Raw genomic sequence first — 17014 nt, 5'->3', positions numbered from 1 at the left:
AGCGGATTCTTCGCCCCTCTTCACGATTGTATCCGCGCGCCGTTTCGCCCATCTGTGGGGCCAGAAGACGAAAGGCGCAGGCGATGGATTGGACGCATCTTCCCGGGCTGGCGGATTACCGGCAAACCCTTGCCGCGATGGAGGATCGGGTTGCCCGCATCGCGCGCGGCGAGGCGGATGAGGCGGTCTGGCTGCTGGAACACCCCCCCCTCTATACCGCCGGCACCTCCGCCCGCGCCGAGGATCTGGTCGCCCCCGGACGCTTTCCGGTGTTCGAGGTGGGCCGCGGCGGGCAGTACACCTATCACGGGCCGGGGCAGCGGGTCGCCTATGTGATGCTGGACGTGGCCGCACGCGGGCGCGACGTGCGCCGGTTCGTCGCCGCGCTGGAGGCATGGGTCATCGACACGCTGGCCGAATTCGGCGTGCGCGGCGAACGGCGCGAGGGGCGCGTCGGCGTCTGGGTCACACGCCCCGACAAGGCGCCGAACCTCGACGGCTCGGTGCGCGAGGACAAGATCGCCGCGATCGGCGTGAAGCTGCGCCGCTGGGTCAGCTTTCACGGCATCAGCCTGAACGTCGAACCGGATCTGGGCCATTTCGATGGCATCGTGCCCTGCGGCATCCGCGAACACGGCGTCACCAGCCTCGTCGATCTGGGGCTTCCGGTCACCATGGCCGATGTGGACACCGCGCTGATGGCGACCTTCCCGCGGCATTTCCCGATGTTGGACACCGCCGCCGCCGCGCGCTAGACCCGGAAGGGTACGGGGCATGGTCGCACCCCAGCCACCAAGGAGGGGCCGCATGGCCGCAGACGACATGACACCGAAGGCAGCGCCCGATCACCGGCTGATCGGCCTTGCCCATCTGCTGATCGCGCTCATCGCCGGCGCCGGGGCGAGCGGCCTTGCCGCCGCGCTTCGGTTCGGCTGGATCGAAGGGTCGGCCGGGGCGATCGCGGCGCATGGCGTGCTGATGACCTTCTTCGTGACGCTGCCCGCGCTGTTCGGCGGCATCGCCGCGCTGGCCCTTCCGGCAGAGATCGGCGCCCGCGGCCCGGCCCTTCCGCGCATGGCGCATCTGGCGCTGTGGCTGCATGCCTTGGGCGTGGCGGGTGCGGGGGCGGCGGTGCTGACGGCCAGCCTGCCGGTCGGCCTCGGCGCGCTGGCGATGGTGGGGCTGAGCGGCTCCCTCTCGGCGATCAACGTCATCACGACCTTCGTCGTCGCGCGCCGACGCCCGGCGGCCGAGGTGCCGGTGCTGGGCTGGTCGCTGCTGATCACGGCCTGCGTGCTTCTGGCCGCGCTGCCGGTGGTGTCGGCGGCGGCGGTGCTGCTGGCCGCCGGGATCGGGCGTCCGGCGGCGCTGTGGCTCGATGCGGGCGGGGATGTCGCCGCGCTGCGCGGCGTCCTGTGGTTCTACGGTCAGCCCGAACTCTTCGCCATGCTGCTGCCCGGTTTCGGCATCATTGCCCATGTGACGGAACGTGCCACCGGCCGCGCCCTGCCCGCCCGCACGGCGTTCGTCGGCCTTCTGGCCATCGTGGCCGCGCTTGGCACGATCCTGTGGATGCAGCAGAGCTTTGCCGGAACCCTGCCGATGGACGGATTCCTCGCCCTCGCCCCGCGGCTTGCCGCCCTTCCGGCGCTGATGCTGGCGGGTCTGGTGCTGATGGTGCTGCGCGGCGCGGCCCTTGGCCTGCCGATGGCATGGGGGATGGCGGCGCTGGCGCTGATGGCCACGGGCGCCGTCACCACGCTCCTTGGCGGCACGGAGCCGGCTCGTTTCCATTACGTGGTGGCGCTGGCCAGCGCCTTCGCGCTCTTTGCGGCGTTCTATCTCTGGCTGCCGGAGATCACGGGGCGCGCCTTGCCGGCCCGGTCCGCTTGGGTGCAGTTCGGGCTGATCGCGCTTGGGACGGTTCTGGGATGGGCGCCGGGGGCGTTCGGATCGAACGGCACGGTTCCGGCACAGATCGGGACCGGCCTGTCGGTGGCCGGCCTCGCGCTGTTTCTCGTCAGTGCGGGCCTTGCGCTGCGCCCGCTCTTGGCGCGCGGATGGGCGCTGCGCCGTGCCTAATGGCGGGCGGCGGGGATGAGCGCCATCTCCTCCAGCTCCGCCACGGTCAGATGTTCGTACATCTCGCGTGGCTTGCCCCGAAGGGCCGTCTTGCGGATCGTTCCGCGCCGGGCGGCCAGTGCCGCCTCCGCCGCTTCCGTGAAGTGTTCGTATCGGACCTGCGCCGGCATGCAAACCTCCTTCATCTCGCTTGGGTCAGCGGGGCCAACCGCTTCGGCGGCCAGAGGTTCCCCGCCAGAGGCGAAACTCAGCCGAGCCGCGCCTTGATCTGCGCGCCGACCGCGCCGAAATCCATCTGCCCGGTGTATTTCGCCTTCAGGATCGCCATGATCCGGCCCATGTCCCGCAACGAGGTCGCCCCCGTTTCCGCGACCGCATCCTCGATCGCGGCGGTGATCTCGGCCGACGACAGCTGCCGGGGCAGGAACTCTTCGATCACCTTGATCTCCGCCCGTTCGCGCGCAGCCAACTCGGGGCGCTCCCCCTCCTCATAGACGCGGGCGCTTTCCTGACGCTGCTTCACCATGCGGCCCAGCACCGCGAGGATGTCGGAATCGGATACGGCATCCTCACCCTCGGCGCGGGCGGCGATGTCGCGGTCTTTGATGGCGGCATTGATCAGACGCAGCGTGGACAGGCGCTCTGCCTCTTTCGCGCGCATGGCGTCCTTCAGGGCGGCTTGCAGCTTGTCGCGGATCGTCATTACGGGGCACCTTTGATGTTCCAGCCGGCACGATACCCCGCCCGAACGCGGCTGGGAACCCGCATGTTCCGCCTTGACCCTGCGCCGACGCGGCCTTAGATAACGGCCGTTTATCCGAAACCAGAGGAGTCGCGCAATGGAGACGCAATCCAAACCCACAGCCTGCCTGGCGCTGGCGGACGGGACCGTCTTCTATGGCCGAGGTTTCGGCGCGGTGGGCGAGACGGTGGCCGAGCTGGTCTTCAACACCGCCATGACGGGCTATCAAGAGATCATGACCGACCCGTCCTATGCCGGGCAGATCGTGACCTTCACCTTCCCCCATATCGGCAATGTCGGCACCACGTCCGAGGACGAGGAAACCGCCGATCCCGTCGCCGCCGGCATGGTGGTGAAATGGGATCCGACGGAATCCTCCAACTGGCGGGCCACGACGGAACTCGGCGAATGGCTGCGCCTGAAGGGCCGGATCGGCATCGGCGGGCTGGACACGCGGCGGCTGACGCGGGCGATCCGCCAGCAGGGCGCGCCCCATGTCGCGCTGGCCCACGATCCCGACGGCAATTTCGACGTTCCGGCGCTGGTTGCGCGGGCGAAGGCGTGGCAGGGCCTCGTCGGGCTGGATCTGGCCCGCGACGTGACCTGCGCACAGTCCTACCGCTGGGATGAGATGCGTTGGGCGTGGTCCGAAGGTTTCGCCAAGCGCGAGGGCGAGGGCCTGCGCGTCGTCGCCATCGACTATGGTGCGAAGCGCAACATCCTGCGCTGCCTTGCCAGCGCGGGCTGCGATGTCACCGTCCTGCCCGCCACGGCCACGGCCGAGGATGTGCTGGCCCTGAATCCCGAAGGCGTGTTCCTGTCGAACGGCCCCGGCGATCCGGCCGCGACCGGCGAATATGCGGTGCCGATGATCAAGGGCGTGATGGAAAAGGACGTGCCGGTCTTCGGCATCTGCCTCGGCCACCAGATCCTCGCCCTCGCCCTCGGGGCGCGCACGGTGAAGATGAGCCACGGGCATCACGGCGCGAACCACCCGGTCAAGGATCTCGTCAGCGGCAAGGTGGAGATCACCTCGATGAACCACGGCTTCACCGTGGACAGCCAAACCCTGCCCGCCGGCGTGCGCGAAACCCATGTCAGCCTGTTCGACGGGTCCAATTGCGGGATCGCGGTGGACGGCAAGGATGTCTTCTCGGTGCAGTATCACCCGGAGGCCAGCCCCGGCCCGCAGGACAGCTATCACCTGTTCGAGCGCTTTGCCGAGGCGATGAAGGCGCGCCGCGCTTAACCTTGCGTTAACTCTGATTGGCCATGCTCCCCCAAGGGTTCCGGGGGGCATGGCATGGCGTCCATCTTGCGGCGATCGTCCCCGGGGGCGGTGCGCCATCCGCAGCGGCTGACACTGGCCCGCCGCCTTCTTGCCGAAGGTGCTTTGGCCGAGGATGCGATCGCCAACGCGCGCAGCTTTGCCCTGCGGCAGGATCTGTCGCTGGCAGCGGCGCTTCTGGCGCTGCGATCGGTGCCGGCGGACCGGCTCTATCCCCTTCTGGCACGGCATTTCGGCATCCTGCATGTCGATCCGCGAACCGAGGCCCCCGATCCGCGTCTGATCGACCGCGCCGATGCCGATTGGTGCCTGCGCCGCGGGGTGCTGCCATGGCGTCAGGTCGGCGGTGTGACGGTGATCCTCGCCCCCCTGCCCGAGGTGTTCGATGCCGAGCGGGAGCATCTCGCCGCCCGGTTCGGCCCCGTCGTCTGCGCCTTGGCCGACGAGGGCGGGATCAACGCCGCCCTTCTGGCCGCGCGCGGGGCGACGCTGGCGCTTCTGGCCCAGCACCGCGTTCCCGACCGCTACAGCTGCCGCGGCTGGAGCACGGCCGCCGTTCAACAGCCGCTGGCCCTTGGGCTGGTGGTGCTGGGCGGGCTCGTGCTGCTCTGGCCCGGAGGGGTGCTGGCGGCGGCGACGATCTGGGCGGTGATCTCGCTCGTGCTGTGCATGGGGCTGAAGCTGGCGGCGGCCATCGCCGCGCACCGGGCCGTGCCGCCGCCGCCCAGCGCGCTGCCGGCGCGCCTGCCCATCGTGTCGGTCATCGTCGCCCTCTACCGCGAGGCCGACATCGCCGAACGCCTGATCCAGCGCCTGTCCTGCCTCGACTATCCGCGCGAGCGGCTGGAGATCCTTCTGGCCGTGGAGGAGCGCGACCACCTGACGCGCGACGCCCTTGCCCGCGCCGCGCTGCCGCCATGGATGCGGGTCATCGTCACCCCGCATGGCAAGCTGAAGACGAAGCCGCGGGCGCTGAACCACGCGCTCTCGACCTGCCGGGGCAGCATCGTCGGCATCTTCGACGCCGAGGATGCCCCCGCCCCCGATCAGATCCGCCGCGTCGTCGCGCGCTTTGCCGCCGCGGGGCCGGAACTGGCCTGCCTTCAGGGGATCTTGGATTACTACAACCCCCGCACGAATTGGATCGCGCGCTGCTTCACGATCGAATATGCGACGCTGTTCCGCGTGATCCTGCCCGGCATTCAGCGCATGGGGATGGCGATCCCGCTGGGGGGGACCACGCTCTATGTCCGCCGCGAGGTGCTGGAACATGTCGGCGCGTGGGATGCCCATAACGTGACCGAGGATGCCGATCTGGGCCTGCGCCTTGCCCGGTCCGGCTACCGGACCGAGATGATCGCCACCGTCACGCAAGAAGAGGCGAACTGCATGCCGCTGGCATGGGTGAAGCAGCGCTCCCGCTGGCAGAAGGGCTATATGATGACGTGGATCGTCCATATGCGCGCCCCGGCCCGCCTGTGGCGGGAAATCGGGGCGCGGGCCTTCATCGGTTTTCAGATCATGTTCTTCTGCGCGTTGTCGCAGGCCATCCTTGCGCCGGTGCTGTGGTCGTACTGGCTGCTGGCACTGGGCCTGCCGCATCCGGTGACGCAGGCCTTGCCCGGCTGGTGCGTCATCCTGCTGGTGGCGATGTTCCTGATGACCGAGGCGATCAACATCACCATCGGCATCCTCGCCATCCGCAAGACGGGCCACCGGATGAACCCGCTCTGGGTGCCGACGATGCTGCTCTATTTCCCGCTCGCGACCTTCTCGGTCTACAAGGCGCTGTGGGAGATGGTGCGAAACCCCTTCTACTGGGACAAGACTTCGCACGGGCATTTCGGCTAGCGCAGCTTCAATTCCCCCGCATCGACCAGAAGGCGCGTCTCGAAGGCGCGGCTGATATGGCGGCGCAGCGCCTCGTAGGCGGCATCGCCGTCCCGCGCCTCGATCGCGGTCACGATCGCCTCATGCTCGGTCATGGCATCGCCGTCCCGCCCCTCGGCCGCCAGCGATGTGCCCGCCATCAGCGCCATCGACCGCTGCAAGAGGCCGAGCTGCTGCACGAGGAAGCGGTTGTGCGAGGCCAGATGGATCTGTTTGTGAAAGCGCCGATTCGCCCGGCTGAGCAATTGCGGATCGCCGCCCAGAAGGCTCTTGTCCTCCTCCACCATGCGGCGCAGCACGATGATCTCCTCGTCGCGGCCATGGCGGGCGGCCAGCCGCGCGGCCAGCCCCTCCAACTCGGCGCGGACGACGTAGAATTCCGCCAACTGGTTGTGATCCAGCGCCGCGACGATCAGGCTGCGCCCGTCGCGCACCAGCATGGACTGCGTTTCCAGCCGCTGCAGCGCCTCGCGGACGGGGGTGCGGGACACGCCGAGCCGTTCGGCCAGTTCGGATTCGACCAGCCGGTCCCCCGGCTTGTAGGTGCCGCCCTCGATGGCGGCGATGATCAGCGAATAAGCGTCTTTCTGCACCGAGGCGCCCCCTGTTCCGAAGCGGCATCCTTGCCGCCGCGGCAATCTGTTGCAACCCTTGCCGCGGAGGCCGATTGCCGCGCCGCGCCCGCCACCGTAACATCCCCGCCATGATTGCCAATGATTTCCAGCATGTGCGCACGTGGGTGTTCGATCTCGACAACACCCTCTATCACCCTTCCGCCCGCCTTTTCGATCAGATCGAACGGCGCATGACCGACTGGGTGATGCGCACCCTGTCGGTGGGCCGCGACGAGGCCGACCATCTGCGCGCCGCCTATTGGCGGCTGCACGGCACCACGCTGGCGGGCCTGATGCGCGAACATGGCGTCGATCCCGTCCCCTATCTGGAGGATGTGCACGACATCGCCCTCGACCATCTGACGCCGGATGCGCAATTGGCCCAGCATATCGGCCGCCTGCCGGGGCGGCGGATCGTCTTCACCAACGGCTCGGCCCCCTATGCGCGGCGGGTTCTGGCGGCGCGGGGCCTGTCGGGTCTGTTCGATGCCGTCTACGGCGTGGAGAACGCCGCCTACCGCCCCAAACCCGAACGCGCCGCCTTCGAGACGATCTTCGCCCTCGACGGGCTCGATCCCGCCCGCGCCGCCATGTTCGAGGACGACCCCCGCAATCTGGCCGTTCCCCATGCGATGGGGATGCGGACGGTGCATGTGGCTGACATCCCCGCCCCCGCGCCCCATATACATCACCATACCGATGATCTGAGCGGCTTTCTCGGCCGCCTGCTGGGGCAATAGGACCATGAAGACGGACATCCTCGTTTCGGGCGGCGGCATTGCCGGGCTGACGGCGGCGGCAGCTTTCGGCAGCGCCGGATACGACGTGATCTGCGTCGATCCCGTCACCGACCCGCCCGAGGATCTGCGCTCCACCGCGTTCCTGCAGCCCGCGATTCCGGTGCTGGAGGCGGCGGGCCTCTGGGATGTGCTGTCGCCCGAAGCGGCGCCCTTGCAGGTGATGCGCATCGTCGATGCCGGGGGGGTGCTGCCCGAACCGCGCGTCGTCACCGAATTTAATGCCGCCGAGATTTCGGACGCCCCCTTCGGCTGGAATCTTCCCAACACCCTTCTGCGCCGCGTCATGACCGAGCGGCTGGCGGCGCTGCCGAATGTGCGCCATCTGCGCGGGGCCGCCGCGCAGCGCCTCGCCACCCGCGAGGCCGAGGCACGGGTGACGCTTTCGGACGGCGGTTCGGTGCAGGCGCGGCTGGTGATCGCGGCGGATGGACGCGATTCGGCCATGCGCCGCGCCGCCGGGATCGAGGCGCGGGTGACGCGCTACGGGCAAAAGGCCCTCGCCTTTCGCGTCGGCCACCGCGTTCCGCATGAAAACGTCTCCACCGAGGTGCACCGTTCGGGCGGGCCGTTCACGCTTGTGCCGCTGCCGGACCGGGACGGGCAGCACCAATCCGCCGTCGTCTGGATGGAGGCCGGCCCCGAGGCCGAGCGTCTGCGCGCCCTCCCCCCCGAGGATCTGAGCCGCGCCGCAACGGAGCGGTCCGCGGGCGTGCTGGGGGAGTTGACGCTGGCCTCCGGCGTCGGGATCTTTCCCATCATCGCGCAGATCGCCACCCGCATGGCGGGGGAGCGGCTGGCCCTGATGGCCGAGGCCGCCCATGTGATGCCGCCCATCGGCGCGCAGGGGCTGAACACCTCGCTGGCCGATCTGGCGGCGCTGCTCGATCTGGCGCGGCCCGAGACGCTCGGCTCGGCCGCGATGCTGGAGGCGTATCACCGCCGCCGCCATGGGACGGTGCGGCTCCGGGCGGCGGGGATCGGCGCGCTCAACCGCGCGTCGATGCTGGCCCCGCCGATGATGCGCGATCTGCGCGCGGCGCTGTTGGGCGGGCTGCACGCCGCGCGGCCCCTGCGCCGGGCGCTGATGCGCGCCGGCATGGGGCGGTGATCACATCCGCTCCTTGATGCCCTTGCGGATCAGCCACCAGTTCACCGGATAGGAGGTTGCGAAGCCGCAGAGCATCGCGATCTGCATCATGAACCAGAACTCGGCGCTCGCCACGGGCAGATCGACGCCGAGGATGTGGCCGAAGAGCCAGAAATGCGCCAACGCCATGAAGGCGTACATGCCGACCTGCCACGAGGTCAGCGACAGCGTATCGGCCTTCAGCGCCGCACGGATGCCCGCGCCGGGCGACAGATCGCGCATCGGGGCGATGGCGAAATACTGGAACACGACACCGAGGCCGAAGGCGAAGATGAAATCGAGCACCCATGTCGCGAAGATGCGCTCCTCGAAGAGGCTGCCATACCCCATCCAGACCAGCACCCCCGGCACCGCCAGTGCCAGCCCCTCGGCCAGCATGTCGCCGAGCGCGCAGCCCGCGCCGCAATGCGCCGCCCCCTTCGCAACCGAAACGGGAAAGGGCGGCGGGTCCATGTGGTGCATTTCGTGCCCCTTCGGCATCCCGCGCCCGTAGCGCCAATAGAAGGCCAGCGTGAAGAGCCCGCCGAACAGCGCAACGAGCGGCCAGACGATCTTCATGATGGCCATGTGCTGCATGCGGCGCGTGCCGTCGATCAGCACGATCACCGCCGAGGCGAGCCCCAGCAGAAGCGACAGGATGGATAGGGTGTGTAGCCAGTCGGGCATGGCGATTACCTCCTTTACAGGGTCAAGAAGGCCCGCCCGCGCGCGGTTCCCCGATTGCGCGCAACGGTTCCGGCCGTTACGGTCTGCGCCGGATACGGAATGGAGCGGACGATGATCCTGTGCTGCGGCGAAGCCCTGATCGACATGCTGGCCCAAGGGGAGGGCTTTACCCCGCATGCGGGCGGCGCGGTGTTCAACACGGCGATCGCGCTCGGTCGGCTTGGGGCGGAGGCGGGTTTCCTGTCGGGCCTTTCGACGGACCTGTTCGGCGCGCGGCTCGATGCGGCGCTGAAGGCGTCGAAGGTGGACACCTCGCTGGCCGTGCGGTCGGACCGGCCGACGACGCTGGCCTTCGTGACGCTGACGAACGGTCAGGCGAGCTATGCCTTCTATGACGAGAACACCGCCGGGCGCAGCCTGTCGGTCGCGGATCTGCCCGCGCTGCCGGATGGGGTGAAGGCGCTGTTCTTCGGCGGCATCTCCCTCGTCGGGGAACCGGCGGCCGACACCTATGCCGCGCTGATGCAGCGCGAGGCGGCGCACCGCGTCACCATGCTGGACCCCAACATCCGCCCCAGCTTCATCCGCGATCCGGAAGCCTATCGCGACCGGATCGGCCGCATGATCGCGCTGTCGGACATCATCAAGATCTCGGACGAGGATCTGCACTGGCTCGAAGGCCCCGGCGATCCGGCCGACCTGGCGCAAGGGCTTCTGGCCAAGGGGCCGCGCCTCGTGCTGCTGACCGAAGGGGCCGCGGGCGCGCGCGCCATCACCCAGACCGAGAACCGCTTCGTCGCCGCCCCCAAGGTGACGGTGGCCGATACCGTCGGTGCGGGCGATACGTTCAATGCGGGCGTTCTGGCCGCGCTGGACCGGGCGGGCGCGCTGCACAAGGGGGCCGATTGGTCCGGCGATCTGCTGGATGCCGCGCTGACGCTGGGCACGCGCGCCGCCGCCGTCACCGTGTCGCGCGCGGGGGCCACCCCCCCGTGGTCGCACGAGCTGTGAGGGCACTGCTGCAGCGGGTCAGCGAAGCCTCCGTCACCGTCGAGGGGGAGGTGATCGGCAAGATCGGCCCCGGCCTTCTGGTGCTGGTCTGCGCCATGCAGGGCGATACCGAGGCCCATGCCGAACAGCTGGCCGCCCGCATCGTCAAGCAGCGCATCTTCCGCGACGCAGAGGGCAAGATGAACCTGTCCGTCCGCGATACCGGCGGCGCGGCGCTGGTCGTCAGCCAGTTCACGCTGGCGGCCGATACCCGGCGCGGCACGCGGCCCGGCTTTTCGGCCGCCGCCCCGCCCGACGAGGGCCGCCGCCTCTACGAACATTTCGCCGCCTGCCTCGCGCGCGAGGTTCCGGTGGAGACGGGCCGCTTCGGCGCCGACATGCAGGTGGCGCTCGTCAATTCCGGCCCCGTCACGATCTGGGTTGAGGCATAGCGGACGCGTCCCTATATTGGCGGCAACAAAGGATCCGCCATGACCGACATTTCCGAAGGCACCCCGCTCATCAAACCGTCCACGACGGAGCATCCGCTCTATGACGCGGTGGTGGATGCGTGCCGCACCGTCTACGATCCGGAGATCCCGGTGAACATCTACGATCTCGGCCTCGTCTACACGATCGAGATCAACGATGAGAACGAGGTTCAGGTGCTGATGACCCTGACTGCCCCCGGATGCCCCGTGGCCGGCGAAATGCCCGGCTGGGTCGCCGAGGCGATCGAACCCCTGCCCGGCGTCAAGCATGTCGATGTCGGCATGACCTTCGATCCGCCTTGGGGGATGGAGATGATGTCGGACGAGGCGCGGCTCGAACTCGGCTTCATGTAAGGAGGCGTCCATGTTCTCTATTCCCGGAAAGCAGGCGGTCAGCATCACGCCCGCCGCAGCACGGCAGATCGCCCGGCTGATGACGAAGCAAGGCTCGGCCGGGCTGCGCATCGGCGTCAAGAAGGGCGGCTGCGCGGGCATGGAATACACGATGGACTATGTCACCGCCGTCGATCCCATGGACGAGATGGTGGAACAGGACGGCGCCCGCGTGATGATCGCGCCCATGGCGCAGATGTTCCTCTTCGGCACCGAGATCGACTATGAAACCTCGCTGCTGGAATCGGGGTTCAAGTTCCGCAATCCCAATGTCGTCGATGCCTGCGGCTGCGGCGAGTCGGTGAAGTTCCGCGATTGAGGTTTCCTCCCCTCCTGCGATGCCCTAGCTTCTGGGCAAAGCGAATGGAGGATACATGCGCGGATTGGCTGCCGGAAACTGGAAGATGAACGGAACGGGCGACAGCCTGTCCGAGATCGAGGCGCTGCTGGCCCAGCACCCCGCCCCCGCTTGCGACGTGCTGATCTGCCCGCCCGCCACGCTTTTGGCGCGGATGGCGGCGGCGGTGCAGGGCAGCGGGCTGAAGGTCGGCGGGCAGGATTGCCATGCCGCCGCAAGCGGGGCGCATACGGGCGACATCTCGGCGGCGATGCTGGTGGATGCGGGGGCCGGGCATGTCATCCTCGGCCATTCCGAACGCCGGGCCGATCACCGCGAAAGCGATGCCGTCGTCGCGGCCAAGGTGACGGCGGCGCAGGCCGCGGGCCTCATGACCATCGTCTGCGTCGGTGAAACCGAGGCCGAGCGCGATGCAGGCCGGACGCTGGACATCATCGCCTCGCAGATCGACGGATCGCTGCCCGAGGGGACGGATGCGGCGCGCCTCGTCATCGCCTACGAACCCGTTTGGGCCATCGGCACCGGGCGCACGCCCACGAACGAACAGATCGTCGAGGTGCACGAGGCCCTGCGCCGTCAGCTGCAGGACCGTTTCGGCACGGCCGAGATCGCGCTTCTTTATGGCGGGTCGGTGAAACCGTCCAACGCGGCCGAGATCTTCGCGCTGCCCGATGTGAACGGCGCGCTGGTCGGTGGGGCCAGCCTGAAGGCTAGCGATTTCGGAGCGATCATCGCGGCCCTAGAAGCGGCGGCGTAGAACGGCGATCCGCTCGCGCAGTTCGGGCCTCAGGGGGCCTTCGCGGGGCGGATCGAGCAGCGTCGTCAGGATATGCGGCGCGGGGGGCGGGCGCGCCCCGCCCCGCCACGACAGGCCCCGAAGCACGGCCTCGGCCTCGGCGGGCAGACGGTCCGGCACCTCTTGTCCCGTCAGCGCCGCCCAGACCGCCGTCCAGCAGCGCCCCACCGTCCACGGGTTGTAGCCCCCGCCCCCCGTCACGATCATGCGCGGCGCCAAGGGGCGCAGCCCCTGCATCACGCCGACATGCGCATTGTTCGACAGCGACAGGCGCGCAAGGGGGTCCTCCTCCACCGCGTCGGCCCCGCATTGCAGCACGATCGCATCGGGGGCAAAGGCCTGCACGGCGGGCAGGATCACCTCATCGCGGATGGCCCGCATCTCGGTGTCGTTGAACCCGCGCGGCACCGGCAGGTTGAGGCAGTTGCCACCCCCATCGTCCTGCAGCGCGCCGGTAAATGGCCACCGCCCCTCTTCGTGGGTGGAGATCAGCAGCGTGTCCGCATCCCCGGCAAAGGCATGCTGCACCCCGTCGCAATGATGCGCGTCGATATCGACATAGGCGATGCGCCGCGCCCCGCGCGCCCGCAGCGCCATCATCCCGATCACGCAATCGTTCAGATAGCAAAAGCCGTTCGCCCGGTCCGGCAGGCCGTGATGCGTGCCCGCCCCCGGCACATGGACGATGCCCCCATGCTCCACCAGTTCCGCCGCCAGAAGCATCCCTCCCGCCCCCGTGGCGGGGCGGCGGAACATTTCGGGGAACATGGGATTGGACAGCGTGCCGAGATGATGGCGGGTCTGCATCTCGGGCGTCGGCTCCTCCAACGCTTCGGCGGTCTGCAGCGCGGCGATGTAATCGGGGCTGTGAAACCATGTCAGCGCCGCCGCCCGCGCGCGGGGGCTGCGCCGGTACTGCGCCGCCGGAAGCCAGCCCAAGGCCCGCGCCAGATCCATCACCGTGGACACCCGCGGCACCCGCAGCGGATGCATCCGGCCATAGGTGGAATGCCGGTAGATTTCGGACCCGATCAGGACAGGGTGTCGCATATGGGGCATCACGGGGGGAAAATCCTTGGCATTCACGTTGAATTCACATCTGCGGCTTTACATTAGTGTCAATGGTCCGAATGCATAATCGGACATTCCCCAACAGTCGGAGAGGAGACAGGGTCCTTGCCTCAGGATCATGCCGTGATTTCACATACCGCCAGTGCCCTGCAATATGGTGCGCTCTGTTGGCGTGTGAAGAACGGCCGGAGGCAGATCCTTCTGATCACCAGTCGGGAAACCGGCCGCTGGGTCATTCCCAAAGGCTGGCCGATGGAGGATCGGACCCCTGCAGGTGCCGCAGCCCAAGAGGCGTGGGAAGAGGCGGGCGTGCGCGGCGACGTGGCCTCCGTCCCGATCGGTTCGTTCCTTTACGACAAAGTGATGTCGCGGCGAAAGAATGCGGTGGTCAGCCTGCGCACCCGCGTCCGTGTCTTCGCGCTGAAGGTGCGGGCGCTGGAAAAGGACTATCCCGAACGCAAGCAGCGCCGCCGCCGCTGGGTCAGCTGCTCCAAGGCGGCGCGGCTGGTGCGCGAGCCGGATCTGGCCGCGCTTCTGCGCGCGTTCGAAGACGCTTGAATCTTCTGCCGATCTGCTTACCTCCGCAGGCACATATCGGGAGGGGGTCATGATTCGTTACAGCCTCAAATGCCGGCAGGGCCATGTGTTCGACAGTTGGTTCGCCTCGGCTGGCGCGTTCGACGCGTTGCAGGCCTCGGGGCACCTTGCCTGCGCCGAATGCGGCGAAACGCAGGTGGAAAAGGCGATCATGGCCCCCGCCCTGCGCCCCGACCTTTCCGCCCCCGTGACCGAGCGCGAAAAGGCCCTCGCCGCCCTACGCGAGCGGATCGAGAAAACTTCCGAATATGTCGGCATGAACTTCGTCACCGAGGCCCGCCGCATGCACGAAGGCGATGCCCCGGAACGGGCGATCCACGGCGTGGCCCGCCTCGAGGATGCCAAGAAGTTGGTGGAGGACGGCGTGCCCGTCGCCCCCCTGCCCTTCCTGCCGCGCGATCGCACCAACTGATCAGATCCAGTAGGGCGCGATCCCGTAATAGCCGTAGAAGGTCGTCGCCCAGTCGCGATTCTCCTGCCAATCGTGGGGGCGGTCGGGCGCGCCCTGAAGGGCCTCCTTGGTGATGTCGGTGACATAACCGTTCAGCTTGGTGTCGAAGGTCAGCTTGCGCCACGGCACCGGATGATGCCCCTCGCCCATGCCCAGAAAGCCGCCAAAGCCCATCACGGCATAGGCGACCTGTCCCGACATCTTGTCGATCACGAGATGGTCGATATGGCCCAGATGCTGCCCGTCGGGGCTGTAGACGGTGCTGCCGTTCACGTCCTTGCTGGAAATCGTGCTGCTTGCCATGATTGGATCCTCCACGCCGGGGAAACCATTCAGGGCGCGGCGCGGTTCCCGTCAGCGGCTCAGATGCTCCACCGGGGCGCGGAACGATGCCGAAAGCCCTTCGGCCCGGAAATCGAGATCGGCCTTGCCAGAACCGATCAGCCCCATGCGGATCAGGCGCGAGCCGAAGCCGCTGCGCGTGGGCGGCGCGGCGGGCGGGCCGCCCCGCTCTTCCCATGCCAGCACCAGATCCTCGCCCTCCACGGCCCATGTCAGGCTGACATGGCCCGCAGGCACCGACAGCGCGCCGTATTTCATTGCATTGGTGATCAGTTCGTGCAGCAGCATCGCCGCCGACAGCGCCGCCTCCGCCCCCAGCATGATCGGCACGCCTTCGGCGCGGACGCGCTCCTCTCCGCCGGTCACGGCGGTGGCGTTGCGCACGACCAGCGCCATGTCCGCCGCCGCCCAGCGTTCATGCGCCAGCAGATCATAGGCCCCGCCCAGCGCCGCCAGCCGGGCCGAGAAGCTGCGCAGCGCCTTGCGGTCCTGACTGCCGAAGGTCTGCCGCGCGATGGCGGTGATCATCGCGAAGGTGTTCTTCAGCCGATGCCCGAGTTCGCGGTTCATCAACTGGCGCTCTTCTTGCGCGCGAAGGCCGGTGATCGCGGCCTGAATACGGTCGCCCAGCGCGCGGATGAAATCCACCTCGTCGTCATCCAGCGGGCGCGGCCAGTCGTAATGAAGGAACACGACCAGCACGAAGCGCCCGTTCTGCAGCACCGGCACGTTGATCAGCACCCGGATGCCGATGGCCAGCAGGGCCGCCGCCCCGGTCTGGGTCCGCGGGTCCTGCGCCACATCGGGGACGATCACGATCTCCCCGCGCTTCAGATCGTCGATATAGCTGCCATAGGTGCGAAAGCTGTGCAGCCCCGCGACCGAGGCGACGCCCGGCGCGCGCCATTCGGGCTGCATCATCACCGTCTCCCGCTCGGGATCGACGATGCCGAAACCGGCGCGGGTCGCGCCCATGGTCTGGGCCATCACCTCCGAGGCGGCGGCGATCGCCTCGTCCACCGAGCGCGTGGCCCGCAGCCGATCGCCAAGGCCCGCCAGCGCCGTCGCCCGGACCGCCGCCTGACGGAGCGAGCGTTTCTGACGCTCGTTCTCGGCGTACCATTGGCGGGCGCGGGCGCGGGTTTCGATCTGCGAGACGACCTGCGTGGCCAGCGCCTCCAGCGCGGTGGCCTGTTCGGGCGTCAGCCCTTCGGGGCGGGGGGCGGTGTCGATGACACAAAGCGTGCCCAGCGCCGCACCGTTCAGCCACAGCGGCGCCCCGGCGTAGAAGCGCATCCCCGGAGGACCCGTCACCAGCGGATTGTCCCGCGTGCGGGGATCGGCGGTCATGTCCGGGATCACCAGCAGGCCCGTCTCGCTCAGGGCATGGGCGCAGACGGATTGATCGAGCGTGGTCTGTTCGGGATCGAGCCCGATGCGCGCCTTGAACCATTGGCGGTCCCGATGCACGAGGCTGATCAGCGCGATCGGCGTGCGGCATAGCGTACGCGCCACCGCGACCAGATTCTCGAAATCCGGTTCGGGCGGTGTATCCATGATGCCAAGAGCATCGAGTGCGTCGACGCGATCATTTGGCGTCATCATCCACCATCTGACAGGAACGTGCAGGAACACTTCCTGCCCCGCTTCGTTGTTTCCCCGCAAGCGAAAAAGGAGAACACCATGGCACTTGATGGAAAAACCGTCGCGATCCTGATCGCCCCCCAAGGCACCGAAGAGGTGGAATTCACCAAGCCGAAGGAGGCGCTGGAACAGGCCGGGGCCTCCGTCGTCGTGGTCAGCCTGAAGGACGGCCCGGCCAAGGCCGTGAACGGCGATCTGGAACCGGGCGGCGAACATGCCGTCCACAAGACGATCGGACAGGTCCGCGCCGAGGATTTCGACGGCATCGTCATTCCGGGCGGCACCGTGGGTGCGGACCGGCTGCGGGCCGACAAGGGCGTCGTCGCGCTCGTCCATGAGATGGTGGCGCAGGGCAAACCCGTCGCCGCGATCTGCCACGGCCCGTGGGTGCTGGTGGAGGCCGGCATCGTGAAGGGCCGCGAGCTGACATCCTTCCCGTCCCTGCAAACCGACATCCGCAATGCGGGCGGCACATGGACGGATGCGGAGGTCGTGACCGATAGCGGCCTCGTCACCAGCCGCAAGCCCGATGACCTGCCCGCCTTCTGCGCCAAGCTGGTCGAGGAAATCGGGGAGGGCCGCCATTCCAAGATGGCGCGCAGCGCCTGATGACCCCATCGCGCGGCATCCTCCTCGCGGCGGCGGCGATCAT

The 17014-nt window shown here is 68.3% G+C and carries 21 protein-coding genes; 14 read left to right on the top strand and 7 right to left on the bottom strand.

All coding sequences use genetic code 11. The features are described 5' to 3' along the window. The first annotated feature begins 83 nt into the window (after positions 1 to 83). Positions 84 to 755, top strand: coding sequence for a lipoyl(octanoyl) transferase LipB (lipB, locus tag GR316_RS00760; protein WP_211784178.1), 672 nt, complete (start codon positions 84 to 86; stop codon positions 753 to 755). Between the two features lie 52 nt (positions 756 to 807). Further along, a complete protein-coding gene (locus GR316_RS00755; protein ID WP_211784177.1) occupies positions 808 to 2082 on the top strand; it encodes a cbb3-type cytochrome c oxidase subunit I in 1275 nt (424 codons plus the stop codon). Here the strand turns inward: GR316_RS00755 and GR316_RS00750 are convergent. Together GR316_RS00750 and GR316_RS00745 are read right to left on the bottom strand one after the other, a co-directional pair. After that, positions 2079 to 2252, bottom strand: coding sequence for a DUF3008 family protein (locus GR316_RS00750; protein WP_211784176.1), 174 nt, complete (start codon positions 2250 to 2252; stop codon positions 2079 to 2081). The two genes, GR316_RS00755 and GR316_RS00750, sit on opposite strands and share 4 nt — an antisense overlap. A 77-nt stretch (positions 2253 to 2329) precedes the next feature. After that, on the bottom strand, positions 2330 to 2785 hold the full coding sequence (locus GR316_RS00745; protein WP_211784175.1) for a GatB/YqeY domain-containing protein: 456 nt from the start codon (positions 2783 to 2785) through the stop codon (positions 2330 to 2332). A 136-nt stretch (positions 2786 to 2921) separates the two neighbouring features. Here GR316_RS00745 and carA point away from each other — a divergent pair, with 136 nt between their 5' ends. Together carA and GR316_RS00735 are read left to right on the top strand one after the other, a co-directional pair. Next, a complete protein-coding gene (gene carA, locus GR316_RS00740; protein WP_211784174.1) occupies positions 2922 to 4073 on the top strand; it encodes a glutamine-hydrolyzing carbamoyl-phosphate synthase small subunit in 1152 nt (383 codons plus the stop codon). A 66-nt stretch (positions 4074 to 4139) separates the two neighbouring features. Beyond that, complete coding sequence (locus GR316_RS00735; protein WP_211784173.1) at positions 4140 to 5963, top strand: glycosyltransferase; 1824 nt, start codon at positions 4140 to 4142, stop codon at positions 5961 to 5963. Here the strand turns inward: GR316_RS00735 and GR316_RS00730 are convergent. Next, on the bottom strand, positions 5960 to 6595 hold the full coding sequence (locus GR316_RS00730; protein WP_211784172.1) for a GntR family transcriptional regulator: 636 nt from the start codon (positions 6593 to 6595) through the stop codon (positions 5960 to 5962). The two genes, GR316_RS00735 and GR316_RS00730, sit on opposite strands and share 4 nt — an antisense overlap. Before the next feature lie 110 nt (positions 6596 to 6705). Here GR316_RS00730 and GR316_RS00725 point away from each other — a divergent pair, with 110 nt between their 5' ends. Beyond that, a complete protein-coding gene (locus tag GR316_RS00725; protein ID WP_211784171.1) occupies positions 6706 to 7356 on the top strand; it encodes a pyrimidine 5'-nucleotidase in 651 nt (216 codons plus the stop codon). 4 nt (positions 7357 to 7360) lie between these two features. Then, entirely contained in the window at positions 7361 to 8524 is a 1164-nt protein-coding gene (locus tag GR316_RS00720; protein WP_211784170.1) for a UbiH/UbiF family hydroxylase, read from the top strand. Here the strand turns inward: GR316_RS00720 and GR316_RS00715 are convergent, their stop codons facing one another. After that, positions 8525 to 9229, bottom strand: coding sequence for a DUF4396 domain-containing protein (locus tag GR316_RS00715; protein WP_211784169.1), 705 nt, complete (start codon positions 9227 to 9229; stop codon positions 8525 to 8527). A 111-nt stretch (positions 9230 to 9340) separates the two neighbouring features. Here GR316_RS00715 and GR316_RS00710 point away from each other — a divergent pair, with 111 nt between their 5' ends. The 5 genes from GR316_RS00710 to tpiA are packed head-to-tail and all read left to right on the top strand — an operon-like array spanning position 9341 to position 12218. Then, positions 9341 to 10240: a carbohydrate kinase family protein gene (locus GR316_RS00710; protein WP_211785051.1), complete on the top strand. Its 900-nt coding sequence runs from the start codon at positions 9341 to 9343 to the stop codon at positions 10238 to 10240. After that, on the top strand, positions 10237 to 10671 hold the full coding sequence (gene dtd / locus GR316_RS00705; RefSeq protein WP_211784168.1) for a D-aminoacyl-tRNA deacylase: 435 nt from the start codon (positions 10237 to 10239) through the stop codon (positions 10669 to 10671). Before GR316_RS00710 ends, dtd begins: the two co-directional genes overlap by 4 nt. A gap of 39 nt (positions 10672 to 10710) precedes the next feature. Beyond that, a complete protein-coding gene (locus GR316_RS00700) occupies positions 10711 to 11064 on the top strand; it encodes an SUF system Fe-S cluster assembly protein (RefSeq protein ID WP_211784167.1) in 354 nt (117 codons plus the stop codon). Positions 11065 to 11074: 10 nt separating this feature from the next. Further along, on the top strand, positions 11075 to 11422 hold the full coding sequence (locus GR316_RS00695) for a HesB/IscA family protein (RefSeq protein WP_211784166.1): 348 nt from the start codon (positions 11075 to 11077) through the stop codon (positions 11420 to 11422). A gap of 55 nt (positions 11423 to 11477) precedes the next feature. Beyond that, a complete protein-coding gene (tpiA, locus tag GR316_RS00690; protein ID WP_211784165.1) occupies positions 11478 to 12218 on the top strand; it encodes a triose-phosphate isomerase in 741 nt (246 codons plus the stop codon). On the opposite strand, the gene GR316_RS00685 is transcribed toward tpiA, so the two are convergent. Next, on the bottom strand, positions 12201 to 13316 hold the full coding sequence (locus tag GR316_RS00685) for an acetoin utilization protein AcuC (protein WP_211784164.1): 1116 nt from the start codon (positions 13314 to 13316) through the stop codon (positions 12201 to 12203). The genes tpiA and GR316_RS00685 overlap by 18 nt on opposite strands. Positions 13317 to 13451: 135 nt before the next feature. On the opposite strand from GR316_RS00685, the gene GR316_RS00680 reads away from it, so the two are divergent. Further along, a complete protein-coding gene (locus tag GR316_RS00680) occupies positions 13452 to 13886 on the top strand; it encodes an NUDIX hydrolase (RefSeq protein WP_249218782.1) in 435 nt (144 codons plus the stop codon). A 49-nt stretch (positions 13887 to 13935) separates the two neighbouring features. After that, positions 13936 to 14337, top strand: coding sequence for a DUF1178 family protein (locus tag GR316_RS00675; RefSeq protein WP_211784163.1), 402 nt, complete (start codon positions 13936 to 13938; stop codon positions 14335 to 14337). On the opposite strand, the gene GR316_RS00670 is transcribed toward GR316_RS00675, so the two are convergent. Further along, positions 14338 to 14679 carry a PRC-barrel domain-containing protein gene (locus GR316_RS00670; RefSeq protein ID WP_211784162.1) on the bottom strand — a complete coding sequence of 114 codons (342 nt, stop codon included), beginning with the start codon at positions 14677 to 14679 and terminating at the stop codon, positions 14338 to 14340. Between the two features lie 51 nt (positions 14680 to 14730). Next, entirely contained in the window at positions 14731 to 16275 is a 1545-nt protein-coding gene (locus tag GR316_RS00665; RefSeq protein ID WP_211784161.1) for a GAF domain-containing protein, read from the bottom strand. A 126-nt stretch (positions 16276 to 16401) separates the two neighbouring features. Between GR316_RS00665 and GR316_RS00660 the strand changes: the two genes are divergently transcribed. Continuing rightward, positions 16402 to 16971 (top strand): type 1 glutamine amidotransferase domain-containing protein, encoded by a 570-nt coding sequence (locus tag GR316_RS00660; RefSeq protein WP_211784160.1) that lies wholly within the window; start codon positions 16402 to 16404, stop codon positions 16969 to 16971. The last annotated feature ends 43 nt before the right edge of the window (positions 16972 to 17014 follow it).

The organism is Falsirhodobacter algicola, assembly GCF_018279165.1.
GTDB classification, from domain to species: Bacteria; Pseudomonadota; Alphaproteobacteria; order Rhodobacterales; family Rhodobacteraceae; genus Falsirhodobacter; species Falsirhodobacter algicola.
The sequence above is the reverse complement of the archived record's forward strand: the minus strand, read 5'-3'. Positions and strand labels throughout refer to the sequence as shown.